25 protein-coding genes and 1 pseudogene are annotated in these 22,458 nt (G+C 63.7%); 17 read left to right on the top strand and 9 right to left on the bottom strand.

The genetic code is table 11. The annotated features are described in order from the left end of the window. Positions 1-6 precede the first annotated feature (6 nt). On the bottom strand, positions 7-2,271 hold the full coding sequence (locus I6F38_RS06670) for a hypothetical protein (protein WP_225159548.1): 2,265 nt from the start codon (positions 2,269-2,271) through the stop codon (positions 7-9). A gap of 60 nt (positions 2,272-2,331) precedes the next feature. Here I6F38_RS06670 and I6F38_RS43955 point away from each other — a divergent pair, with 60 nt between their 5' ends. The 12 genes and pseudogenes from I6F38_RS43955 to I6F38_RS06615 all read left to right on the top strand — a co-directional run bounded on the left by I6F38_RS43955 (position 2,332) and on the right by I6F38_RS06615 (position 13,144). After that, positions 2,332-2,460, top strand: coding sequence for a hypothetical protein (locus tag I6F38_RS43955; protein WP_276573479.1), 129 nt, complete (start codon positions 2,332-2,334; stop codon positions 2,458-2,460). Positions 2,461-3,022: 562 nt separating this feature from the next. Continuing rightward, on the top strand, positions 3,023-3,724 hold the full coding sequence (locus I6F38_RS06665) for an RNA polymerase sigma factor (RefSeq protein ID WP_225159546.1): 702 nt from the start codon (positions 3,023-3,025) through the stop codon (positions 3,722-3,724). A gap of 139 nt (positions 3,725-3,863) precedes the next feature. Continuing rightward, complete coding sequence (locus tag I6F38_RS06660; protein WP_028336954.1) at positions 3,864-4,688, top strand: flagellin; 825 nt, start codon at positions 3,864-3,866, stop codon at positions 4,686-4,688. Positions 4,689-4,751: 63 nt separating this feature from the next. Then, entirely contained in the window at positions 4,752-6,449 is a 1,698-nt protein-coding gene (fliD, locus tag I6F38_RS06655; RefSeq protein WP_225159545.1) for a flagellar filament capping protein FliD, read from the top strand. Then, on the top strand, positions 6,449-6,892 hold the full coding sequence (locus I6F38_RS06650) for a flagellar export chaperone FliS (protein ID WP_225159544.1): 444 nt from the start codon (positions 6,449-6,451) through the stop codon (positions 6,890-6,892). Before fliD ends, I6F38_RS06650 begins: the two co-directional genes overlap by 1 nt. 199 nt (positions 6,893-7,091) lie before the next feature. Beyond that, positions 7,092-7,313 (top strand): annotated as a pseudogene (locus I6F38_RS06645) (hypothetical protein); the annotation flags it as partial. Between the two features lie 426 nt (positions 7,314-7,739). Beyond that, the gene (locus tag I6F38_RS06640) at positions 7,740-8,399 is read left to right on the top strand and encodes a FlgD immunoglobulin-like domain containing protein (RefSeq protein ID WP_225159543.1); all 660 of its coding nucleotides are present in this window, start codon (positions 7,740-7,742) and stop codon (positions 8,397-8,399) included. Positions 8,400-8,418: 19 nt separating this feature from the next. Further along, positions 8,419-9,690, top strand: coding sequence for a flagellar hook protein FlgE (gene flgE, locus I6F38_RS06635; RefSeq protein ID WP_225159542.1), 1,272 nt, complete (start codon positions 8,419-8,421; stop codon positions 9,688-9,690). Further along, entirely contained in the window at positions 9,687-9,941 is a 255-nt protein-coding gene (locus I6F38_RS06630; protein ID WP_057020579.1) for a hypothetical protein, read from the top strand. Before flgE ends, I6F38_RS06630 begins: the two co-directional genes overlap by 4 nt. 19 nt (positions 9,942-9,960) lie before the next feature. After that, entirely contained in the window at positions 9,961-10,416 is a 456-nt protein-coding gene (locus I6F38_RS06625; protein ID WP_038379117.1) for a hypothetical protein, read from the top strand. A 27-nt stretch (positions 10,417-10,443) separates the two neighbouring features. Beyond that, positions 10,444-12,219, top strand: coding sequence for a flagellar hook-associated protein FlgK (gene flgK, locus I6F38_RS06620; RefSeq protein WP_225159541.1), 1,776 nt, complete (start codon positions 10,444-10,446; stop codon positions 12,217-12,219). Between the two features lie 16 nt (positions 12,220-12,235). After that, positions 12,236-13,144, top strand: coding sequence for a flagellin (locus I6F38_RS06615; RefSeq protein ID WP_225159540.1), 909 nt, complete (start codon positions 12,236-12,238; stop codon positions 13,142-13,144). A gap of 12 nt (positions 13,145-13,156) precedes the next feature. Here I6F38_RS06615 and I6F38_RS06610 read toward each other — a convergent pair whose 3' ends face one another. The 4 genes from I6F38_RS06610 to I6F38_RS06595 all read right to left on the bottom strand — a co-directional run bounded on the left by I6F38_RS06610 (position 13,157) and on the right by I6F38_RS06595 (position 16,610). Next, positions 13,157-14,113, bottom strand: coding sequence for a transporter substrate-binding domain-containing protein (locus I6F38_RS06610; RefSeq protein ID WP_225159539.1), 957 nt, complete (start codon positions 14,111-14,113; stop codon positions 13,157-13,159). Next, a complete protein-coding gene (locus I6F38_RS06605) occupies positions 14,110-14,397 on the bottom strand; it encodes a cytochrome c (RefSeq protein ID WP_225159633.1) in 288 nt (95 codons plus the stop codon). The genes I6F38_RS06610 and I6F38_RS06605 overlap by 4 nt, the downstream gene beginning before the upstream one ends. Before the next feature lie 79 nt (positions 14,398-14,476). After that, positions 14,477-16,141 (bottom strand): methanol/ethanol family PQQ-dependent dehydrogenase, encoded by a 1,665-nt coding sequence (locus tag I6F38_RS06600; protein WP_076834181.1) that lies wholly within the window; start codon positions 16,139-16,141, stop codon positions 14,477-14,479. 223 nt (positions 16,142-16,364) lie between these two features. Further along, the gene (locus tag I6F38_RS06595; RefSeq protein ID WP_225159538.1) at positions 16,365-16,610 is read right to left on the bottom strand and encodes a hypothetical protein; all 246 of its coding nucleotides are present in this window, start codon (positions 16,608-16,610) and stop codon (positions 16,365-16,367) included. A gap of 188 nt (positions 16,611-16,798) precedes the next feature. Between I6F38_RS06595 and I6F38_RS06590 the strand changes: the two genes are divergently transcribed. The 4 genes from I6F38_RS06590 to I6F38_RS06575 all read left to right on the top strand — a co-directional run bounded on the left by I6F38_RS06590 (position 16,799) and on the right by I6F38_RS06575 (position 19,073). Continuing rightward, positions 16,799-17,194, top strand: coding sequence for an EF-hand domain-containing protein (locus I6F38_RS06590; protein WP_057020575.1), 396 nt, complete (start codon positions 16,799-16,801; stop codon positions 17,192-17,194). A 334-nt stretch (positions 17,195-17,528) separates the two neighbouring features. Continuing rightward, positions 17,529-17,609, top strand: a complete 81-nt coding sequence (pqqA, locus tag I6F38_RS06585) for a pyrroloquinoline quinone precursor peptide PqqA (RefSeq protein ID WP_009031067.1) — start codon at positions 17,529-17,531, stop codon at positions 17,607-17,609. Positions 17,610-17,871: 262 nt separating this feature from the next. Further along, complete coding sequence (locus I6F38_RS06580; protein WP_225159631.1) at positions 17,872-18,720, top strand: hypothetical protein; 849 nt, start codon at positions 17,872-17,874, stop codon at positions 18,718-18,720. Between the two features lie 116 nt (positions 18,721-18,836). Continuing rightward, on the top strand, positions 18,837-19,073 hold the full coding sequence (locus I6F38_RS06575) for a hypothetical protein (RefSeq protein WP_168856069.1): 237 nt from the start codon (positions 18,837-18,839) through the stop codon (positions 19,071-19,073). Positions 19,074-19,078: 5 nt separating this feature from the next. On the opposite strand, the gene I6F38_RS06570 is transcribed toward I6F38_RS06575, so the two are convergent. Genes I6F38_RS06570 through I6F38_RS06555 form a run of 4 tightly spaced genes read right to left on the bottom strand, consistent with a single transcriptional unit; the run spans position 19,079 to position 21,845 of the window. Further along, positions 19,079-19,432 (bottom strand): hypothetical protein, encoded by a 354-nt coding sequence (locus tag I6F38_RS06570; protein ID WP_225159537.1) that lies wholly within the window; start codon positions 19,430-19,432, stop codon positions 19,079-19,081. 40 nt (positions 19,433-19,472) lie between these two features. Continuing rightward, the gene (locus I6F38_RS06565) at positions 19,473-20,183 is read right to left on the bottom strand and encodes an ATP-binding cassette domain-containing protein (protein ID WP_016847784.1); all 711 of its coding nucleotides are present in this window, start codon (positions 20,181-20,183) and stop codon (positions 19,473-19,475) included. Beyond that, entirely contained in the window at positions 20,173-20,910 is a 738-nt protein-coding gene (locus tag I6F38_RS06560; protein ID WP_225159534.1) for an ABC transporter permease subunit, read from the bottom strand. Before I6F38_RS06560 ends, I6F38_RS06565 begins: the two co-directional genes overlap by 11 nt. A gap of 2 nt (positions 20,911-20,912) precedes the next feature. Next, the gene (locus tag I6F38_RS06555; protein ID WP_168388419.1) at positions 20,913-21,845 is read right to left on the bottom strand and encodes an ABC transporter substrate-binding protein; all 933 of its coding nucleotides are present in this window, start codon (positions 21,843-21,845) and stop codon (positions 20,913-20,915) included. 134 nt (positions 21,846-21,979) lie between these two features. Here I6F38_RS06555 and I6F38_RS06550 point away from each other — a divergent pair, with 134 nt between their 5' ends. Further along, positions 21,980-22,336 carry a hypothetical protein gene (locus tag I6F38_RS06550; protein WP_038376722.1) on the top strand — a complete coding sequence of 119 codons (357 nt, stop codon included), beginning with the start codon at positions 21,980-21,982 and terminating at the stop codon, positions 22,334-22,336. Positions 22,337-22,458 lie beyond the last annotated feature (122 nt).

The raw sequence follows: 22,458 nt of genomic DNA, 5'->3' as shown, positions 1-22,458 counted from the left end.
GACAAATCAGCTGTCGTTGTTCGTTGTCGGCATGCCTCTGGCGCTGCGCCAGGTCAGTGTGGCCGAAGCGGCGCCGTTGCCGTCGCGGTCCGCGACCGCAAGGATGCGGTCATGGTCGAGGGCGGTCAGCGCGACCGTGTAGATGGCGACGTCGTCTTCGAAGCCGTCGACGGGGATGAGCAGCATGCCGTCGTCACTGGTGGCGCGGAAGTGACGGCCGCGCCGTTCGAGGCCGACATCGATGAGCCGTCCCTCGGCGATCGCTGTCACGTTCGAACCCTCGGCGGCTTTCGCGGCGCTCTCGCCGTATTGGACCGTGACGCCGTGGAGCATCCCGTCGCGGGTGAGCTTGGCCAGCGGCAGCGCGATGGTCGCGATTGCCATCCGGCGCGACAGCGGTATCCGCAGGCGGAGGTCGCCGAGCCCGGTATGATAGACGTTGATCGCCTCCAGCGACGCCTGGCCGTTCCGCTCGAACAGACCGACCTGCAGCGTCCCGCACAGCGCTTCGCCGAACACATTCGCGGGCAGGCGATTGGCGCCGAACAGCGTGTAGAGATAGGCGTGCGACGGCGAGAGGGCGGCAAAGCTGCCCGCCAGCCACATCGGGGGCGCCGGCGCCGTGCAGGCGGTCACGAGGCCGCGGGCGATGATGCAATCATTGATGAAGTCGGCATCGAGCAATGGCGCCAGCGCCTGGGTTCCGAGATTGACGTCATGCTTGATGCCGCCGAGTAACGCGAGCTCATCGTCGTCCGGCAGCAGCAGGAGGCGTCCGAGCACGGCGGCCGTCCAGCGCGCCGCGACCGCGGGGGCGGCATCGGGTTGCAATCCGTAGCGTGGTGCCAGCTCGCGGGCGCGCGAAACATAGGCCAGCGTTCCGGATTGCACCTCGGTCGCCAGCGCCAGCTGGGCGGCCGGGCGCTGATCACCTTCGCGCAATACCTCACCGTCGCGATAGTCCCGCGCCGATCCTTCGGTCGAACAGCACAGCTGCTCCAGCAAGGCGACGTTGCGGATCAGCATGCGCTTGACGTGCGGCGTGACGACGCGATCCGAGATCAGGCCCTCCGCGGTGTCGTCATCGGCGATGTCGTCGAAGGCATCGTCAAGCGTCAGCAGATAGGCGCCGTGCAGGCGAATGCGGATGCCCTCGCGATCGAAAATTCGCCGCAACGATTTCTGCACGCTTGCGGAATAGCCGAGGTCGACCAGGATCAGATCGGTGCAGCCGTCGAAATCCCGGATATGCGCGCGAAGATAGGTCAGCAAACGGGTCCTGACGCCGGCAGCGATATCGGTGATCGCGCGCGGGTCCATCAGATCGGGCAGGGCGTCGGCGAGTTCGCGGCCGCTGGCAATGCCGTCGGGATACTGCGCGAAGAACTTCATCACGGCGGGCGGCTGCACCTTGACGATGTCGATAAAGGTCGCCGCGTCGATCTTGACGACCCGGCTCAGCAGCTCACAGAGTGGTTCGAGCGTATCGGCAGACCCGACCAGGCTGACGCGACGATTGATCTCGATATAGGCGCCGGTCTCGCCGTGGTTTGCCTGCCAGACGCGATGCGGCAGCAGGCCGTCGCGGCCGAGGAAGCCGACCGCAACGCGCGCGCCCTCGCGAGCAAGCGCTCTGCGCCGCGCGGCAATGAATGCGTCGAACGCCGCGATCACGGGGCCGAGCACGGTCACGCCGAGGTTGAAGGCGGGAGAATGCTCCGCGCTCTTCGCCGTCACCGCGCGCCGCAGCGTGCGGGCGCCGCAATCGAGCCGCGACGGCTGATCGGGACACAGCAATTCGAAGATCGATGCTTCGCGTTGAAACTTGGAAGCCAGCGCCGCGCCGGCCTGCGGGTAGTAGCGCGGACGGATGCCGTGACGGCGCGCGCCGTTGACATCCGCGGTGTGGTTGTCGCCGATATGGAACGAGCTTGCCGCGTCGATGCCTTGCTCGGCGAGATAGGCTTCAAACAGTGCCTCGCTCTTGCTGCTGCCGTGATCGCAGGACGCATAGAGGAAATCCCAGCTCAGCCCGGGACTGCAGGAACGCAGCAGCTGCGCGAGTTGGTCGGTGCTCCAGTAGGTGTCGGAAATGAAGCCGACGCGAAAGCCGCCGCGCTTCATGTCCAGATATTGCTCGAGCATTTCGGGATTGACGCGGCACAGCTCGAGTTCGGTCTCGAACTCGATCTGCGCAAGATCCTGCAACGCATCGCGGCTCAGGCCGAACAGCCTGAACGGAAAGTATTTGTAGATGTCGGCGATGTGCACTTCAGTTGAGCCGCACCGCTCTTGCGCTACCTTGCGCGCCCGCGCCTCCGCCTGGATTCGATGCTGAACGAAACTGGCGGACATGTTCGGAAATTTTTCAGCAATGCAGCAACGCTGAAAAACCCTTTCAAATACGCCATCCGCCGTCGTGCAGGCGCGCAACAGAAATGTATCGAAAACATCGAATGAACATGCAGAAACATTCTGCGCTCGACGCGTCGCGTCGACCGTCATGATCGTCATGCGCAAAATTCCCGCCAGTCCTCATGCGTTGAACGCGCGCGTGAGACAAATCAGGCGCGACAGTTCAAAAAAGTTGATGCGGGATTCGAAAACGCGCGCTTCGCGACTGACAGATTCAAAAAATCCGATAACGTCGAAACAGTGATTCGGAAAAAATTGCCTAGTCGCAATCGTCGAATGCAAGATGGCGACCAACGGCGATGAATCGCTCGCATGCTCCGCGCATGCATGGGTTCGCGTGGCGTTAGTTGGTGTGACAACAGCGTTTTCCGACGCGACGATCTCTTCCGCGGAAATGCGAGGCGATGCTGAACGAGTGCTCCAAACTCCGTCGAATTTTTCCCTGCGCCTACGGGCAGCGGCAGCTTTTGCCGGGCGGTCGGCAAAAACATCCAGCTAAGTATTTGAAAAATAACGAAAAAAGTCCGCCTGGTTTGCTGGGCCCCTCCGTTCAACGCTCAGAAGCCGCATGGAATGTGTGCCAGCGGCGTTGGTTGGAGAGCGGCGGATGAGTTACGCGCTTGATATGAGGGCACCGGTCGAAGTGGAGGCCACGCCGGCCGCGGTTGCACCGGCCGAAGCGGCTGCGCCGTGGAGCAACGTCCCCACCGTTGCCGATGCGGGCCCGCTCGACACCGTCGAGATCCACGACGAAGACAAGGAATTGCTCGACCGTCTCGCCGACGGCGACGAGGCGGCGTTTCGTGCTCTGGTCGAACGTCACGTCGATCGCGCCTACGCGATCGCGCTGCGTATCGTCGGCAACGCAGCCGACGCCGAGGATGTCGTGCAGGACACGATGCTGAAGGTGTGGACGCATCGCGGCCGCTGGCAGCATGGCCGCGCCAAGTTCTCGACCTGGCTCTATCGCGTCGTCAGCAACCGCTGCATCGATCTGCGCCGCAAGCCGCGCACCGAGAATGTCGATGTCGTGCCCGAGGTCGCAGACACCCAGCTCGATGCCTCCGCCGTGATCGAGCGCAACGAGATCGGCAATCTGCTGGAGGTCGCGATGCAGCGCCTGCCCGAGCAGCAGCGCGTCGCAGTGATCCTGTCGTATCATGAGAACATGAGCAACGGCGAGATCGCCGAGGTCATGGACACGACCGTGGCCGCGGTAGAGTCGCTGTTGAAGCGAGGGCGGCAGCAGCTGCGCGAGATGCTGAAGCGGCACGAGCGCGACCTGCGCGACGCGTTTACCGACTGCTAACCATAGATTCCGGCTTCTGAAGATTTTGCGCCTGACCACCGGCGGCCGACCCGTTTGATCGGGCGGACGGGGGCTGGATCCGCGTCACCTCTCTTTTTCACGATGCGGCATGCCATGCCCATCAGCACAGGAGCTACTCATGCCGGCAATCTCCACCAACACCGCAGCGAACTCCGCGGTCCGTTACCTCAACATCAACTCGCAGCAGGAAACCAGCGCGCTGTCGAAGCTGTCGAGCGGCTCGCGCATCACCTCGGCCTCCGACGACGCGGCCGGCCTTGCGATCTCGACCCGCATCTCCTCCGACATCACGACGCTGCAGCAGGCCGCCACCAACGCGGCTCAGGCGACCTCGATCCTGCAGACCGCCGACGGCGGCGCCTCCAATATCTCGGACATCCTGGCCCGCATGAAGTCGCTGGCTTCCGAGTCCGCCTCGGGCACCGTGGCGGATTCCAGCCGGGCCTACATCAACTCGGAATTCACGCAGCTCAAGGGCGAAATCGACTCGATCGCCAGCGGCACCCGCTACAGCAGCCAGAGCTTGCTCGACGGTTCGAGCGTGTTCTCCTCGGGCGTCTCGGTGCTGGTCGGTTCGACCTCGGCCGACACCATCACGATCACGCTGACGAGCCTCACGGCCTCGTCGCTGTCCGTGACGTCGCTCGACGTGTCCAGCCTGTCGAGCGCCACCAGCGCGATGACGGCTCTCGACACCGCGATCGACAAGGTTTCGTCCGCACGCGCCGAGATCGGTGCTCAGGAATCCCGCTTCAACTTCAGCGCCGACTCGATCTCCACCCAGACCCAGAACCTGCAGTCGGCCAATTCGGCGATCAAGGACGTCGATATCGCGTCCGAGCAGGCGACGCTGTCCTCGGCCGAGGTGAAGACCCAGGCCGCGGTCTCGGCGGAAACCGCGGCGAACCAGATGCCGCAGTATCTGCTGAAGCTGCTCGGCTAGTTCGAAAGACCGGCCGGGTCGGCATGATGCCGGCCCGGTTCCTATCGCGGCGGAAGTGTCGACATGACGGTTAGCAGCGCCACCTCAAGCACATCAGGCACCACGTCGACCAGTTCCGCCAGCACGGTGACAACGACCGGCACGACCAATTCGACCAGCATCGATTGGGATGCCCTGATCGAGGCCGAGGTCAACGCCAAGCTCGCAGCGGCGACCTCGATCACCACGACGATCACCGCGAACCAGGCCAAGATCACGGCCTATCAATCGCTGCAGACCGAGCTGTCAACGCTGGCGACCGGGTTGTCGTCGCTCAGCACCTCGATCATCAATTCGATTGCCACCAACGCGTTCGCCACCCGGGCGGCGACGATCTCGTCCACCGGTGACGTCAGCGCCTCGTCGGCGCTCAACATGAGCGTCAACAGCGGGTCGGCGACCGGCGATCACACGCTCCAGATCACCCAGCTCGCGACCGCGCAGAAGGTGATCGGCTCCTCGCAGTCGAGCAGCTCGACGGCGCTGGGTCTCTCCGGCACTTTCTCGCTCGGCCTGTCCGGCGGCACCGGCACGGCGATCTCGATCACCAGCGGCATGTCGATGCAGGATATCGTCGACACCATCAACGCCCAGACCTCGACCACCAATGTCCAGGCCTCCATCGTCCAGGTGTCGAGCGGGTCCTATGAGATGGTGCTGACGGGGACGCAGGACGCCGCTGACATCACCTATTCGTCGACGTCGGGCGATGACATCCTGAACAAGCTCGGCATCACCGACACGTCCGGAGCGTTCACCGACGTGCTGCAGAAGTCGCAGTCCGCGGAGTTCAGCCTCGACGGCATCGCGCTCACGCGGAATACCAACGACATTTCCGACGTCCTGTCCGGTGTCACGTTCGACCTGCTGCAGTCGACGCCGAGCGGCACCAGTCTCAACATCAGCATCGAGACCGACACCAGCCAGATCACGTCAGCGCTGCAGACCTTCGTCACCAACTACAACGCGTTTCGCGATCAGGTGATCGCGCAGTCGGCGCAGAATTCCGACGGCACGGCCGCGTCAAGCGCGGTGCTGTTCGGCGACAGCACGATGCGCGATATCATGACCCAGCTGCAGCAGGTGCTCAGCGGGACGGTCGGCGGCATGACGATGGCCGATCTCGGCCTGTCCTTCAACGAGAACAACGAGCTCCAGCTCGATACCGGCACGCTGTCGACGGTGCTGACGCAAAATCTCGCCGGCGTCACCCAGCTGCTGTCGGCGCAGACCACCACTTCGTCCAGCCAGCTCAGCGTGGTCAATACCGGCACGTCGCCGCAATCCTTCACGCTCGACCTCACGGTGGACTCCACCGGTACGCTGACCGGAGCCACGGTCGGCGGCGACAGCTCAGGCTTTTCGGTGGTCGGCAACACCATCATCGGCAATTCAGGAACGATCTACGCCGGTATGGCCTTCACCTATACGGGCTCGACCTCGCAATCGATCACGGTGACATCGTCGTCCGGTTTGGCGACGCAGCTCTACCAGCTCGCGCACACCAGTTCCGGAACTAGCGGTCAACTCCAGACCATGATCACCAACTTGCAGTCGCGCGACACCGACCTGCAGTCCCAGGTCAGCGACATTCAGAGCAATGCGGCGACGTTCAAGGCTCAGCTGCAGGTTCAATACGCCAATTACCAGGCGGCCATCGAAAGCGCGAACAATACGCTGGGCTACCTGAAAGCACTCCTAGACGCATCATCGAGTAACTAATGACCCAGAACGCGACCGCCTATCACGCCAACAATGCCTATCGATCCGCCGCGGTGGCGGTGCCGCCGCTGAAGGCGGTGGTGATGCTGTGCGACGGCGCGATCACGCTGTTGCAGAAGGCGCTAGACGCGCACGAGGCGAAGCGCTTTGAGGAAGGGCACATCTATCTGACGCGGGCGACCGCGATCCTGCGCGGGCTGAGCCACAATCTCGACTTCACCCGCGGCGGCGCGATGGCCGATCGTCTCTACCGCACCTATAACGCCCTGATCATGGCGTGCCTGCGCTCGTATGGCCGGCCGCAGGCCAGGGAGAATTTCCGGCGCATCATCGCGAGCCTGGCGGAACTGCGCGACGCCTGGAAGTTCGTCGAGGCGACCGCCGGCAAGGCCGCCAAGGCCAGGGCACTCGACATGACGCTCGAATCAGCCACCGGCCGCTGAGCCCGGAGAGGGCCGCGAATCACACGGCGAGGGCGCTTAGCCGGCGCAGCAAGGGCCTGGGCGGGCGCTCCCGGTTGGAGAAAATAGCCGTGCGGCAAGCACCATGCTGGACCTGATGCGGCAGCGGCGGAAATTGATTTCCGCCGTCCCGCGAATGCTTTATGACAGCCTTGGCGACGAGGCTGGATCTGCGCGCGCGATGGACGTTGCGACATTCGAAGACCTGATCGACAGGCTGGGGGAGGATCTGTCCCGCTGGCCCGACGATCAACGTCTTGCCGCCGTCCAGCTCCTTGCATCCTCGGCTGAGGCGCGGACGCTCTACGAGGAGGCGGGCGCGGTACGCCGCGCGCTCGCGGCGCCGCCGGTTCGCGCACCCAAGGGTCTTGCCGACCGCATCGTGACCGCGGCGACGAAATTGCCCCAGAAGCCCGCTTCGGGGCCGGCCTCGGCTGACGATCAACCGAACGATGCACAAGCGCCGGGCCGATCGGCGCAGCAAGGCAAGGTGTTGCCGGCGCTGCTGCTGGCCCTCTGCCTGTTGCCCGCATTGACGCCGCCGGCATTGATGCCCGGCGAGCCGGATCTGCCGATCAGCCTCTCGCTCTAAGACGTTCCGCATTGCCATTGCAGCTGTCCGCGTGCCTTCGCGGCGAGATGCTTGCGCACGCCTGCGAGCCGTGAGTCCGCAACGGACACGGCAAATTCTGCCGCTTCATCGAGTGACTCGGGGTGGATGAATCCGCGCCTGAAATCGGCGCGTCATCCGTTTTATCTGCGAACGACATCACGACCCGAATGTTCCACCGCGTTCCGTCGCGCATCCCGCGGCGAAGAGAGCCTTGTCATGACCGTTTCCTCGGCAACCTCTGCCGCAACCTCCACGACGTCGAGCTCGTCGTCGAGCGCGTCGATGGGGATGAGCTCGACCGATTTCCTCAACCTTCTCGTCAGCGAGCTGCAAAACCAAGATCCGCTGAACGCCACCAGCACGACCGACTTCATCAACCAGTTCACCTCCTACGCCAACTTCACCGAGCAGCAGTCGACCAACGCCAGCATGACGTCGCTGGCGAGCTCGTTCTCGAGTCTCGTGACGCTCAACTCGGTCAACTATATCGGCCACACCGTCGAGGCGAAGACGAATACGGCGGAGCTGACCAACGGCTCGGCGACCTTCGGCTACTCGCTCACCTCGGCTGCGTCCAACGTCGCGATCACGATCCAGGACTCCTCGGGCAACACGGTGTGGAGCGGCAAGGGGACCGGAGCCGCCGGCTCCAACACCTTCACCTGGAACGGCCAGACCTCCGACGGGACCCAGCTCAAGGACGGCGGCCAATACACGATTCAGCTGACCGCGACCGACTCCGCCGGAAACTCGCTGCTCAGCTACACCACGATGACGGGAACGGTGACCGGCATCGATGCCTCCGGCTCGACGCCGTCGCTGCTCGTGAACGGCGTCCCCGTCAGCGCCGCCAACATCATCGGCGTCACGTCCTGATTGCCTCCGGAGTCATATCATGAGTCTCACTGGTGCTCTTTCCTCAGCGATCTCGGCGCTCAATGCGCAGAGCCAGTCGCTGGCAATGATTTCCGACAACATTTCCAACGCCGATACCACGGGCTACAAGACCACGTCGGCGATGTTCCAGGATCTGGTGACCGCGTCGAACAGCGCCACCTCATACACGTCCGGCGGCGTCACGGTGTCCGGCCGCGCCAACATCACCCAGCAGGGCTTGCTGTCCGCGACCACCAACGCCACCGACGTCGCGATCCAGGGCAGCGGCTTCTTCGTCACCACCAACGCGACGTCCGGCGGCACCACTTCCTATACGCGCAACGGCGCGTTCACTACCGACAATCTGGGCTATCTCGTCAACAACGGCAACTACCTCGAGGGCTGGCGCACCGACGCTGACGGCAACATCATCGGCAATGCCTCCGCCGCGAGCCTTGGTCCGATCAATACGCAGGTGGCTTCCACCAGCGGCAGCGCCACCACCAAGACCACCGTCGCGGCGAACCTGCCGGCCGATGCCGCGGTCAACGCGACGTTCAACAGTTCGATGACGGTCTACGATTCGCTGGGTACGGCGAGCACGATCCAGATCGATTGGGAAAAGACCGGCGACAACACCTGGAAGGCCAGCTTCGAGCAGCCCAAGCTCGCATCGGACTCCACGACGGCCAGCGCCGGCGCTATCACCGATACGGTAGCGATCACCTTCAATAGCGATGGTTCACTCAAATCGACCGTGCCGAGCCCGCCGACCATCTCGGTGACCGGTTGGACAGACGGCGCGGCCGACAGCTCCATTACGCTCAATCTCGGCACGGTCGGCAAAACCGACGGCCTCACGCAGTATTCGTCAGGCGAGACCACGCCGGCCGTCGACCTTACGAGCATCACGTCGGACGGTCTGCCCTACGGCAAGCTGAGCAGCATTTCGATCGGCAAAGGAGGCGTGGTCGACGCCACCTACTCCAACGGGCAGACGATCGCGATCTACAAGATTGCGGTCGCGACCTTCAGCGATCCCAACGGATTGAGCGCGGCCAGCGACGGCATGTACTCCGCGACGGCCGCCTCCGGCAACGCCACGCTGCAGACCTCCGGCACCAACGGCGCCGGCACGATCTACGGCAACGAACTGGAGTCGAGCACCACCGATACCAGCGGCCAGTTCTCCAACATGATCTCGGCGCAGCAGGCCTATTCGGCGGCGTCGCAGGTGATCACCACCGTCGACAAGATGTTCGATACGCTGATCTCGGCGGTTTCGCGATGATGACCGAAAAGCAAAATGACCGCTTGCTGGTCAGGCTTCAGCGGCTGAAGGCGAAGGCCGCTGCGGTCCGGCCGGACGATCGCGCGCAGCTTCGTGCGTTGCTCGACGATGTCGGAACGTTGCGGGACCAGCTGATGCGCGAATGCGCGCGGCTCGACCATGAACTCAACCGGGCCGCGGTCCGGGTAACGGCAATCACCGCGTACGGGCGCAGCGCACAATCGGTTCGCGCCCTGCGTCGCGGACACTAGCTTGAACGGGAGCGATGACATGACACCGGAACGCAACATCAAGATCAATCCCGCGGGAAATGACGAGCGCGCAAGGTCGTTGATCGCGTTGATCGACAACCTGATCGCGATCGTGAACGAGGAGAATGTCGAGCTCGCCAAGGGCTTGCCGGCCTCGCGACTGAAGCAGGTCGACGAGAAGCACCGCCTTGCCACCCTGTTCGAGCAGTGTGTGGCGGAGGCGGTCGGCAAGACGGCAAATCTCAACGTTCAGGATCGCGTGCTGCGCGAGCAGCTGATGGACCGGATCCTGAAGCTGCGCATGGCGATGGACGAGAACGTGATGCGGCTGCGTGCGGCGATCGATGCCAGCAATCGCAGGATCGAGGCGATCATGCAGGCGATCCGCGAGCAGATCGCCAACGTATCGCCTTATGGCGCCGGCGGCCGTCGCGTCACGCCCGCGATGTCCTATGGCACCAATGTGCGGGCCTGATCGGGCCGGTGCCGGAGGGAGTTGGTCGTGTCGTCGCTCGATATTGCACGAAGCATCGCATTCAGCGGGCTGTCAGCCACGCAGGTGCAGATCAGCGTAGCTTCGGCCAATATTTCCAATGCCGACACCAAGGGCTATACCGCGAAAACCGCCAACCAGAGCAGCAGCGTCACTTCCGGTGTCGGTACCGGCGTCACGATCACGGAGATCAGCAGCGCGGTCGACAAGCTGCTCCTGAAGTCGCTGGTTGGGGCCGATTCCGATCTCGGCGCCGCCGACACCACCAACAGTTTTCTGACCGAGCTCCAGCAGCTCTATGGCAGCACATCGAGCTCGGACAGCTCCACGACGGGCACCTCGTTCGCCAACACGATCGCGGCGTTCGAGTCGGCGTTGTCGTCGCTGGCGAGCACGCCGAGTAGCGCGTCGCTGCAATCGAACGCCGTCAGCGCGCTTGCGGCGGTAACGACGCAGCTGCAGCAGACCTCGAGCGGCATCCAGACGCTGCGCTCCAATGCCGACCAGGACATCGCCTCGTCGGTCACCGATATCAATTCCGACCTGCAGCAGATCTCCGATCTCAACAAGCAGATCAAGCAGCAGGCGGCAGCCGGGCAGTCGACGGCCGATCTGGAGGACCAGCGCAACAGTGCGCTGCAGGATCTCGCGTCGATGATGAATGTGAGCTATTTCACCACGTCGACCGGCGATCTGCAGGTCTATACCGGATCGGGACAGGCGCTGGTCGATAGCACGGCGCATCCGCTGAGCTATACGGCGCTGCCCAGCGTCACGGCGTCGACGGCGTACAGCGCGGGATCGTCAAGCGGTTTCAGCGGCATCACCGTCAACGGCGTCGACATCACCTCGCAGATCTCCTCGGGCAAGGTCAGCGCGCTGATCACGCTGCGCGACCAGGCGCTGCCGGCCGCGCAGTCGCAGCTCGACGAGCTGGCCCGGCAGCTGACCGCGACCGTCAACGCGGTATCGAACCAGGGCACGTCGGTGCCGCCGCCGGCCAGCCTCACCGGAGCCGCCACCGTGAGCAGCACGACGCCGCTGTCGGCAACCGGCACGGTGCGAATCGCCGTTGCGGACAAGAGCGGCAATCTGGTGTCCTACCAGGACCTCGATCTGTCGTCCTACGCCACGGTCGGTGATCTCGCCACCGCGATCAACGGTATCTCGGGGCTGTCGGCTTCGGTCGATGCCAACGGACACTTGTCGATCTCGACGACCACATCCGGCAACGGCGTTGCGATCAACGAGATGACGAGCTCGGTCGGCAGTTCGGGCGAGGGCTTTTCGGATTACTTCGGGTTCAACGACCTGATCACCGGGAGCGGCGCGTCCGACATCGCCGTTCGCAGCGACATCCTCAACGGCACGGCGGCGCTGCCGACGGCGACGCTCGACGCGTCGTCCACGATGACGGTCGGAAACTCGGTGCTGTCACCGGGCTCGGCGACGGTGGTGAACGCGCTCTCGAGCGCGCTGACGGGGTCGACCAATTTCGGCATGGCCGGCGGCCTCGGGGCGACCACCGGCTCTTTCACGGACTACGCGGCCGCCATCGTCGCCAACGTCGCCGGCAAGGCGACCCAGGCGTCGGCGGCCTACACCGCCAAGCAAACCGCGCAGTCGGCCTACGCGAATTCGCTGTCGTCGCAGTCCGGCGTCAACATTGACGAGGAATCCGCAAATCTGAGCGCCTTGCAGAACAAGTACGCCGCCGCGTCCCAGATCATTACCGCGATCAACGCCATGTTCTCGGCGCTGATGACCGCGATGAGCGCCAGCTGAGCCCGAGGCCGTCGTCATGATGATGCGTGTTGCCACCTTTGCTCAGTCGGACCAGATGATATCAAACGCGTTGCGGGTGCAGGCGGTGATGGCCAACGAGCAGGTGCAGGAGTCCTCAGGGCTGCAATCCGAGGATTTCGGCGGCTACGGTTCCGGCGCCGGGCGCGTCATCAATTTGCAGGTGTCGGTGACGCGCGCGCAGTCCTATATCGATGCCAGCCAACTCGCCGACAACAAGGTGCAGGTGATGTATTCGGCGGTCGGCTCGGTGACCGACATCATCACGCAGTTGCGGACCCAGCTCAGCGCGGCCACCACTGGCAGCAGCACGGCGACGGCATCGGTCATCAACTACGCCCAGCAAGCCATGGCGCAGATGCAGGGGCTGCTCAACACCCAGTATGACGGCGAATATGTCTTCAGCGGCGCCCGCACCGACACCGCGCCGGCGGATCTGTCGAGCTTCGACACCGGCACCGGATCGCTGACGACATCAGACACCAGCTACTACAGGGGCGACAGCGAGATCGCGTCCGTGCGCGTGTCGGACAGCCAGTCGATCTTCTACGGCGTCACCGCCGACAATCCAGCGTTCGAGCAGGTCATGCGGTTGCTGAAATACGTCGGCAACAGCACGACGCTGTCGTCGAGCGACATCACGCAGGCGCTCGACCTCGCGAGCAATGCGCTGGATGCCACATCCACCGTGCAGGCAAAGTTGTCGGCCGCGGCGTCGCAGATCGAGACCGCCAGCACAAACCAGAGTGACTATCAGAATTTTGCGAAGACGCTGTCGACGGACCTCACCAGCGTCGATGTCGCGGCCGTGACGGCACAGCTTTCGACCTATCAGGCGCAGCTGACGGCGTCCTATTCGGCGATCTCCAAGATCCAGAGCATGAATCTGGCAAGCTATTTGCGATAGCTATCGCCGGCATCACCGGTTCAGGATCTTCAGCCAGACATCGCCGAGGATGATCGGCTCGCGCGGCGGAAGCCAGGTGAGGCCGGCAGCCTTGCCGAGCTCCGCGATGGTGCCCTTGGCCTGCAGGTCGGCGAGGACCTTGTTGACCGATTCCAGCAGTCCTTTGTCGGTTTCGAGCGCAACGTAGCCGCGGTTGGCGCCGATCGGATAATAGTAGCCCGAGGCCGTGATCCTGGTGTCGGGATGTTCAGCGCGGTAGGCATCGAAGCGGCGCAGGTCGAGCAGCGTGGCGTCGAATTCGCCGCGTTCCAGTTCTCCGAGCAGGTCGCTGCGCCCCGGAACGAGGTGCGTGATGTCGTCGATCAGCTTTCCCTTGTCGAAGGTCATCAGGATGGCGTCCCCCAGCGTGCCACTTTCGATCGTCAGGCGAAGGCCGGCGAGATCGCCGATATCCTTGATCTTGCGCTCCTTGAGCTTGTCTTTGGCCTTGGGACCGAGCACGACGGTCATCGGCGAATAGATGTAGGGTTGGCTCGGCGCCAGCACGCCGATCGGGATCCGTCGGCGGCGATCCTCGCGGGTGGCGCCGTCGAAGTCCGGCAGCTTGGCCGTCGTGACGCCGGGCGCCTTCAGCGAGTCCGTGGTAAGCGCGTAGCCGCCGACCAACGAGCAGCGCCCGTCCGACAGCAGCGCATTGGCTTCGAGCGCCGGGCTTGCGGTGTCATCGAGCTTGCTTTCGAACCACTGGATCTCGAGCTTGCGGCCGAGCCGCCCGGTTATTGCCTGCGCGAGCGCAACGTCGAAGCCCGAGGCGGGCTTGCCGCGATGATGCACGGAAAACGGCGGCAGGTCCTCGTCGAGACAGACTCGGAGCGGCTCGTCGGCCGCGCGTGCCGCGGTCACGCCGGCAAGCTTCGAGATCAGTGCGAAGCCGAGAGCGGCGGCTAGCGCCGCAGTCCAGGCCCTCATGGCTTTCTCCGGCTTGCGACGAAGGCCCAGAGATCCGATATCTCCTCGTCGCTCAGGATGTCGCCCCACGGCGGCATCTTGCCGTTCTTGCCCTGCTTCACCGTGGTGACGAACCGTGTCTTGTCATCGGGATGGGTACGAAGGTCCGGCGTGACCGTGCCCGAATTGACCATGTTCGGACCATGGCAGTGCGAACACTTCTGGGCGTACGTGACTTTGCCCTTGTCGATCGTGGCCTGATCGCCGTCGGCATTTGCTTGCTGTGCGACGGCAGGCATCGTCATAGTCGCGATGCCCGTCATCGCGGCGGCGGTGAACACCGCCGCCGTCCAGATCGATACCGTATTCACGTGCGATCCGCGCTCACTGCTTGACGGCGAAGACCCAGAGGGACCCGCCCGTCGGCACTTTCGCAAGGCGCTCGTCGCCGGAGAAGATCGAGTACACTCCGCCGTAGCCGCTGGTGACGGCGATATACTGAACGCCATCTTGCTGCCAGGTCACCGGCTGGCCTTCGATGCCGGAGCCGGTCTGGAAGCTCCACAGCTTCTTGCCGTTCTCGGCGTCGAACGCATCGAATTCACCGGTCAGCTGGCCGGAGAACACGACGCCGCCGGCGGTCGAGAGCACACCCGAGAAGCGCGGGATGTCGCTCGCCACCTCCCACTTGCTCTTTCCAGTCATGGGCTCGATGGCCTTGAGATAGCCGCGCGGTCCGTTGGGCCAAGCCCAGGGATCGGTGAGGTCCATGCCGAGATACCATTCGCCCTGCTTGTAGGTCGCGGGCTCGGCCTTGTAGTTGCCGCCGATATTGAGCGTATTGGCGTAGGCTAGGCCGGTCTGCGGATTGTACGACATCGGCTCCCAGTTCTTGCCGCCAAGGATCGACGGTTGCACCAGGACTTTCTTGCCGTCGCGCGCATCCTTGGAGATGTCGGTCTCAATCGGACGGCCGGTTTTCAGATCGATGCCGCTCGCCCAGTTGACCGTCACGTAAGGATTGGCCGCGAGCAGCTTTCCATTGGTGCGATCGAGCACGTAGAAGAAGCCGTTGCGGTTGGCGTCCATCAGCACCTTGGTCGGCTTGCCCTCGACGGTCATGTCGGCGAGCACCATCTCGGCAACCGAGTCATAGTCGAACGGGTTGTTCGGCGAGAACTGGTAGTGCCACTTGATCTTGCCGGTCTTTGGATCCAGCGCGAGCACCGAGCAGGTGTAGAGGTTGTCGCCGGGACGCACCGCCGAATTGAACGGTCCGGGGTTGCCAATGCCCCAATAGACGGTGTTCAGCTCGGCATCGTAGGAGCCGGTGATCCAGGTCGATCCGCCGCCGAGCTTCCAGGTGTCGCCCTTCCAGGTGTCGCCACCGGGTTCGTCCGGGGACGGGATGGTATGGGTGCGCCATAGATGCTTGCCGGTTGCGGGATCCCAGCCGTCGATGAAGCCGCGGGTGCCGAACTCGGCGCCCGAGATGCCGGTGATCACGACGCCGTCGGCGACCAGCGGGGCCACCGTCATCGAGTAGCCTTCCTTGATATCCGCGGCCTTCTGGCGCCACAGCTCCTTGCCGGTCTTGGCATCGAGCGCGATCACATTGGCGTCGAGCGTGGTGCGGAACACCTTGCCATCGAACAGCGCCGCGCCGCGGTTGATGATGCCGCAGCAGACGATGCGCGGTGTTTCGGCGGGATATTCGACCTTGGTCTTCCACACCTGCTTGCCGGATTTGGCGTCAATCGCCATCGTGGCGTTGTGCGTGGTGAGATAGATGGTGCCCTGGTAGATCAACGGCTGCGATTGCTCGCTGCGATCGTCGGCGAGACTGTAATTCCAAACGGGAACGAGATTCTTGACCGTGTCCTTGTTGATCTGGTTCAGCGTCGAGAAGCGCTGAAGATTGTAACCCATGCCGTAATTGAGAACGTTCGAAGTATCAGTCGCCCCCTTGACCAACTGCTCGTTGGTCTGGGCGCTTGCACCATACGATGCAAGAATCACGAGGCTTGCGGCCAGCGCAATGCGTCTCATCCTATCCTCCCAATGAACCTTTTTCGCACGCCTATTCCTGACGTTGCGGACGGAACCATCCGCCTGAAACCAAAACGGGTCAATACGAAAACGTGAACGAGCGCCCGCTGACCGCAAGAGACTGATCAAAAGCGTCAGGTCTTTCGCAGATGCGTTCGTGGCTTGCTGTCGCGTGGAATACGCTACACCAGCGCGGGCCGCCGTTATGCCGCGGCGCGAACGGTCAGCTGGACGGCGTCAGGGGACAGACACTCGGCCGCGGTTTCGCGCCCCGCTTGTCCGGCGGCACATTGCAATTATCGATACGCTGCTCGTCGGTCCATTTGCGGCCGAGCCGTTCCTTGCCGGTGAGCACGCGCTGCTGGACCGCTTCCGCCGATGGGGTAGGGTGCCGGGTCTGCGCGGACACGGGCGCGATAAGACCGAATGCAACGAGGCAGCCCAATGCGTTCTTGCAAATGCTGGTCATGGGTCACCTCGCTCGTTGTGGTGCAATCGAGAGCGCCACAGATGGCCCGTGAGGCACTTTCCACCCGAATCCCGACAGGATTTCGTCGCGTACACGAACCGTGGGAAGCTCCGCTGAAGCTGCTATGGTAGGGTCCGATCGCAGGCGCTCCGTGTCTTCGCCGGAGCGGCACTTACGGGAGACGAACGATGATTTCGCGCCGATCGCTTGCTCTGACTTTGGCCATGGCCGTCCTGTCGGCGCCCGCCCTGGCGGCCGGCCGCAAGGGCGCGCTGAAGATGCTCGATCCTGATAATGACGGCACGGTCGACCTTGCCGAAGCCAAGAAGGCTGCCGCCAATCTGTTCGCGAAGCTCGATCCCGACCATGACGGCACGCTCGACGCGCGCGAATTGCGTGGACGGCTGACCGCGAAAGAACTGGCCGCTGCTGATCCGGATCACGACGGCACCCTGACGCTCGACGAATATCTCGCGGTCGTCGAGCAGCGCTTCAAGGCCGCAGATCCCGACAATGACGGAACGCTGGATGCGAAGGAGTTGAACTCGCGCGCCGGCCGGGCCCTGCTGCGCCTGCTCAAATGAGTTGCCAGCCGGCTAACTTTGCCGGGCGGATTCGCCGGATATTGACGCAGAATTCCGCGCATAACAAAAAAGTTGCGATTTCGCTCTTGGGCAAGACGCGGCTGGATGAATCGGGTCTCCTTACCCACGCGTCGCCGCCCGGCAGCCGGAAAATGCCCGACAGATCAGTGTCGGAGTTCCCGATGCCGGGCAGATGTCAGCGAGCCGTCGTCCGCTTCGGCATGTCCAGCAGCGAAGTCGGGTCCTTACCCGGCCGGCTTGCGCCCTGGAAAAGGCAGCCCTAGCTTGCCGCGCGGCGCGAGGCTTGCGCCAACTTATGACTTGGGAGAAGGAAATGGCCTGGAAAACACCGAAGATCGTCGAAGTGCCGGTGGGCATGGAAATCAACATGTACGCCTGCGCAGCGCGCAAGTAATCTTAAGACAAGTAACGCGAGACAGCCTGCCCGGCTCGTGCAGCGCGCTGCATCGAGCCGGGCAGGCGTCTTTTGTAGAATGCGTCTTCCGTGGGTCCTGATGCGGTCGCTCGGCCAGCTTCCCTCATACCCTTCCCACAAGACCTTGAGACCGACACCACCTGCGCGATTGGCGGGCCTGGCTGCTTTGTCCTACAGTGTAGCCTGAGGCTGCGGTGCGGGGACGATGAATCCAAAACTCAAGATCGGGCGTTGGGCGGGGATGCTGTGCGCGGCGATTGCCGGCATCGCGGCGTTGTTGCCGCCTGGCGCCCATGCCGAGGACTTTGATACCGAGCACATCTTCGGCTTCATGATCGGCTCCGACGTGGGCAATGTCGGCGAACGTGAATTCCAGAGCCAGACCACCGGGCGCTTCGCCAAGGACGGCGGCCGGTATCGCACGCTCAATCAGGAAATGGAGCTCGAGCTCGTGCCCGCGCCAAATTTTCGTGTCGAACTCGGAACGTCGTTCAGCGCATACGACATCAACCGCGTTCCGGGTCTTGACGATCGGCGCCAACTGTTGTGGCAGAGCGTCTCGGTCGATTTCCGCTATCGCTTTCTGAATCGCGAGGCGGCGCCCTTTGGCATGACGGTCGCTCTGGAGACGCGTGCCGATCGCGTCGACGAGACGACGGCCGCAGCCGTCCGTAGTTATGGCACCGAACTCACGGTCGCGTTCGACCGCGAGGTGATCCCGAATTTTCTCATCGCGGCCCTCAACCTAAGCTACGAGCCGGAATGGACGCGCACGCCGCGCACCGGCGCTGCGGATCAGGATGCCACCATCGGTGCCGCATTCGGTCTGATGGCCAGGGTGAAGCCGGATATCCTGATCGGCGGCGAAGCGCGCTATTTCAGGAAGTATGAGGGAATCGGCCTGGATGAACTGTCCGGGCAGGCGCTGTTCATCGGGCCGACCGCCTATTTCCAGCTCTCCGAACGTTCACGCCTGACCGCGACCTGGAGCGTCCAGGCCTGGGGGCAGCGGGCCGGGAGCAATGCCGCCCTCGACCTCGTCAATTTCGAGCGCCATCAGGCGCGGCTGGTGTACGGTTTGAACTTCTAGAGCGTGAAGCCTCTGGGACCGGTTCCCCAACCTCTCACGGGGCTGTGAAACCCGGACGTGGCTGATTACGTATTTCGTCGTGTTATCTATTGAATGAGCACGCTTAGGGATCGCGCATGAACCCGATTGATCTGATCGTCACGGTATGTGCCGTGCTGTCGCCCGCCACCTGCGAGGAGCAGCATCTGGTGTTCAACTGGAACGGCTCGCTGCAGCAATGCGCCATGGCCGCGCCGCCTTACATCGCGCGGTGGGTCGGCGAACATCCGAAATGGACCGCGGTGCGCTGGCGTTGCGAATATCCGCACAGCAACGATCGGGCCGGCACGGGCGGCGAGCTGCCGGCGGGTTAGCCTTCCTATTTGTTGCAGTCCTTCAGGTCCTTGTCGGATACCGAAAACACGGCGTCGGCCTTGATCTCGATGTCGCGAACGAAGCACTGTTTGGCGCCGCTGTAGCCGACCTTGGCGTCGTAGCGGCCGGGCTCGACGCCGGTGATCCGCAGGCGCTCGTCATGGTCGACTTCCTTGTCCTTGTCGTTGAGCGTCTGGTTCGGACCCCACTCGCTCTTGCCTGCCGGCGACAGCTCAAAGCTCGAAATCGTGGCGCTGGTCAGATTCCACAGCCGAATGCCTTTGCCCTTGCTTTGGGCGAGCACCGTCGCCGGCAGCACAAGCAACGCAACACCAACAGCGATCAACGCGCGCGACATCCAGCCTCTCCCTTTTGCTTCGTCCAAGGATGACGGCGTCTCACATATTTGCAAGGTCCAACTGCGAGAGCTGCCGCTTGATTTCGTCGATCTCGGGTTCGCCGCGCGTCGCGCGCGGTGCGGCAATGGTCTCGACGTGGAGGATTCGGGCCGGCCGCGACGACAGGAAGAACAGGCGATCGCCGAGGCGAACGGCGTCGTCGAGATCGTGGGTGACGAGCAAGGTCATCATTTTCCGGCTCGCCACCAGCGTCGCGACCTGGTCGCGCAGCCGCCCCGCGAGCGCATTGTCGAGCGAGGCCAGCGGCTCATCGAGGATCAGGAAATCGGGCTCGATTGCGAAGGCGCGGGCCAGCGCGACGCGGCGGGCGAGGCCGAGCGACAGCTCCGCGGGAAAATGGTTGCGGTGTGCGCCCAGTTCGAGCACCTCGAACAGCGCAGAGAGCGTGCTGTCGTCGACATGCGGTGCGGCCAGCCGCACATTTTCCTCGACCGTGCGCCAGGGCAACAGCCGCGGCTCCTGGAAGACCATGCCAAGGCGCATGCCCGGCGACCGCGCGACATGGCCCCGGTAGTTGGCGTCGAGCCCGGCGAGGATCCGGAGCAAGGTGCTCTTGCCGCAGCCTGACGGGCCGAACAGCACGCCGACCTCGCCAGCGTTCAGCGTGAAGGTGACGTTGTCGAGCACGTCGTGCCGCTTCCCGGCCGCGCTCTCAAAACTCTTGCCGGTGATATTGACTTCAAGCTGCACGGAGCCGCCACCGCGTTAGCCTGGTTTCAAACGGCTGCACCAGCAGGGTTTCGATGATGAGCACGACACCCGCAAAGCTCAGCGAATAGGCGAGCAGCAAGGGGATATCGAACAGCTGGAAGGCAACCCCGATCTCGAAGCCGACACCGTTCGGCCTTCCGAGATATTCGGCGACCAGCACGATCTTCCAGACCAGCGAGAGCCCGGAGCGCGCAGCGGCCGCGATGTAGGGCGCAAGCTGCGGCAGGATCACATGACGGAAGGCGCGGCCGCGCGGAAAAGCAAACGCCGTCGCCATTTCGTCGAGCGCAGGATCGAGCGCGCGGGCGCCTTCGCGCAGGGTGACGACGGCGGTCGGCAGCTTGTTGATGGCGATGGCGGCGATCGCGGCGACCTCGGTCAGCCCGGCCCAGATGTAAGCGAGCACGATGACGACGAGCGCGGGCAGGTTGAGCAGCAGGATCAGCCAGGGATCGCCAAGGCGATTGGCAAGCGAGACGCGGCCCATCAGATAGCCGATCGCCGAGCCGAGCGCCATGGCAAGGGTGAAGGCCAGCGCGACCCGGGCCAGGGTTGCGCCGAGATTGACGAACAGCGCGCCCGATCGGGCTTCGGCGACGAGCACCGACAGCACCGCCGGCGGCGCCGGCAGCTTCGCATCGCCGATCAGGAGAGAGGCAATCCACCAGGTCGCGATGAACAGCGTGAATGAGAGGAGACGCAGCACCGCTAGTCTCCCGGGATCGCTTGGTAGAAGGTGCCGGGATCGAGCTCGGTTGCCGTGCCGACCAGATCGCGGCCGCCGAGCTGCGCCAGCACGCGGTAGAGCACGCGCGCATCCGCCTCTTCGTCCGCGATCGGACGGCGCGGGATGCCTTCGCGGTAGCGCTCACGATAGGCATGCAGGGTTGCGGCATCCTGCGCACCGGTGAGCGGCGCGATCGTGTCCCATTCGGCATCCGAGGTCGCCAAAATCTCTTTCGCCGCGCGGGTCACCGCGATGAAGCGGGCCACCAGATCCTTGTTGGCGTTGGCCCAGGCTTCGTCGAACACGTAGCCGATCATGGCGATGCGGCCCTTGCTGCCGAGCTTTTGCAGGATCTCTTCCATCCCGGCGAGCCGGCGAAAGCCCTTGGCTTCGAGCGCGGCGCAGAAATTCCAGTAATTGAGCGTCGCGTCCATCTCGCCGCCGAGCGTCTTGGCGGCGAGCAGCGGCGGCGCGCCGTAGACGATGGTCGCCTGCGACTTCAGGTCGACGCCGTCCTGCTTCGATGCGGCCTGCAGCAACAGCCAGTTCTTGTCGATCGCCCCGCCGGCAATGGCAAGCTTCCGCCCCTTGAGGTCCGCGAGCGTCTTGACCGGCGAGGAGGCCGGGACCATCACGGCGCCCAGCGCGCTCGAATAGGGATAGAATTGCAGCTTGGCGCCGAGCGACCGCTCGCGCGACACCCAGGGCCAGTCCGATACCATCACGTCGGCCGTGCCGGCGCGCAGCGCGATCTTGCCGGCCTCGGGGCTGGCCAGTTCGACGACGTCGATCGACAGATTGGCCTTCTTGTCGAGACCATGGGAGCGAATGACGGCCAGTTCCCAGGCCAGCGTTCCGGTCTTCTGCGCTGCGACGCGGATGGTCTGCGCGTAGCACGAGGTGCCGAACTGCATGACCGCCAGAACTGCCGCAGCCAACACCGTGCGTACAGAGATGATCATCGTTTCTTGAGCCACTTCCCCGAATGTTTTCTTTTCTGATCAACATCCATAGCATAGCTTGCGGAAAGAGAAGAGGAAGCAGGACCATGGCAGGAGCTGGCATGCTACGACCGATTGTCGCCATCCTGGTGCTCGCCGGGGCGGCGGTCAGCGTGCGGGCCCAGGAGATCAACGACTATCCGACCTCGGCGCGGGCGGAATATGTGTTCGGCTGCATGAAGGCCAATGGCGAATCCCGGCAGTCGATCGAGCAATGTTCCTGCTCGATCGACGTCGTCGCCTCGATCATCCCCTATGATCGCTATGTCACCGCCGAGACCGTGCTGAGCATGGCGCAGGTGCGGGGCAATCTGGGCGGCCAGTTCCGCTCCTCCGAGCAGGCCGCGAACGCGCTCAACGACCTCAGGCGCGCCCAGGCCGAAGCCGAAGTCAGGTGCTTCTAGAGCATGATCCGGAAAAGTGCGAAGCGGTTTTCCGGAAAGATCATGCCTAAATACCGTGCTAAAGCGCGATAGCGATCCAACCTGATCTCATCGCATATTTTGCGTCCGTCGTGAGATCGCGG

Origin of the sequence: Bradyrhizobium sp. BRP56, assembly GCF_020194035.1 — a bacterium.
Classification (GTDB): domain Bacteria; phylum Pseudomonadota; class Alphaproteobacteria; order Rhizobiales; family Xanthobacteraceae; genus Bradyrhizobium; species Bradyrhizobium australafricanum.
This window is presented reverse-complemented; position numbering and strand designations above follow the sequence as displayed.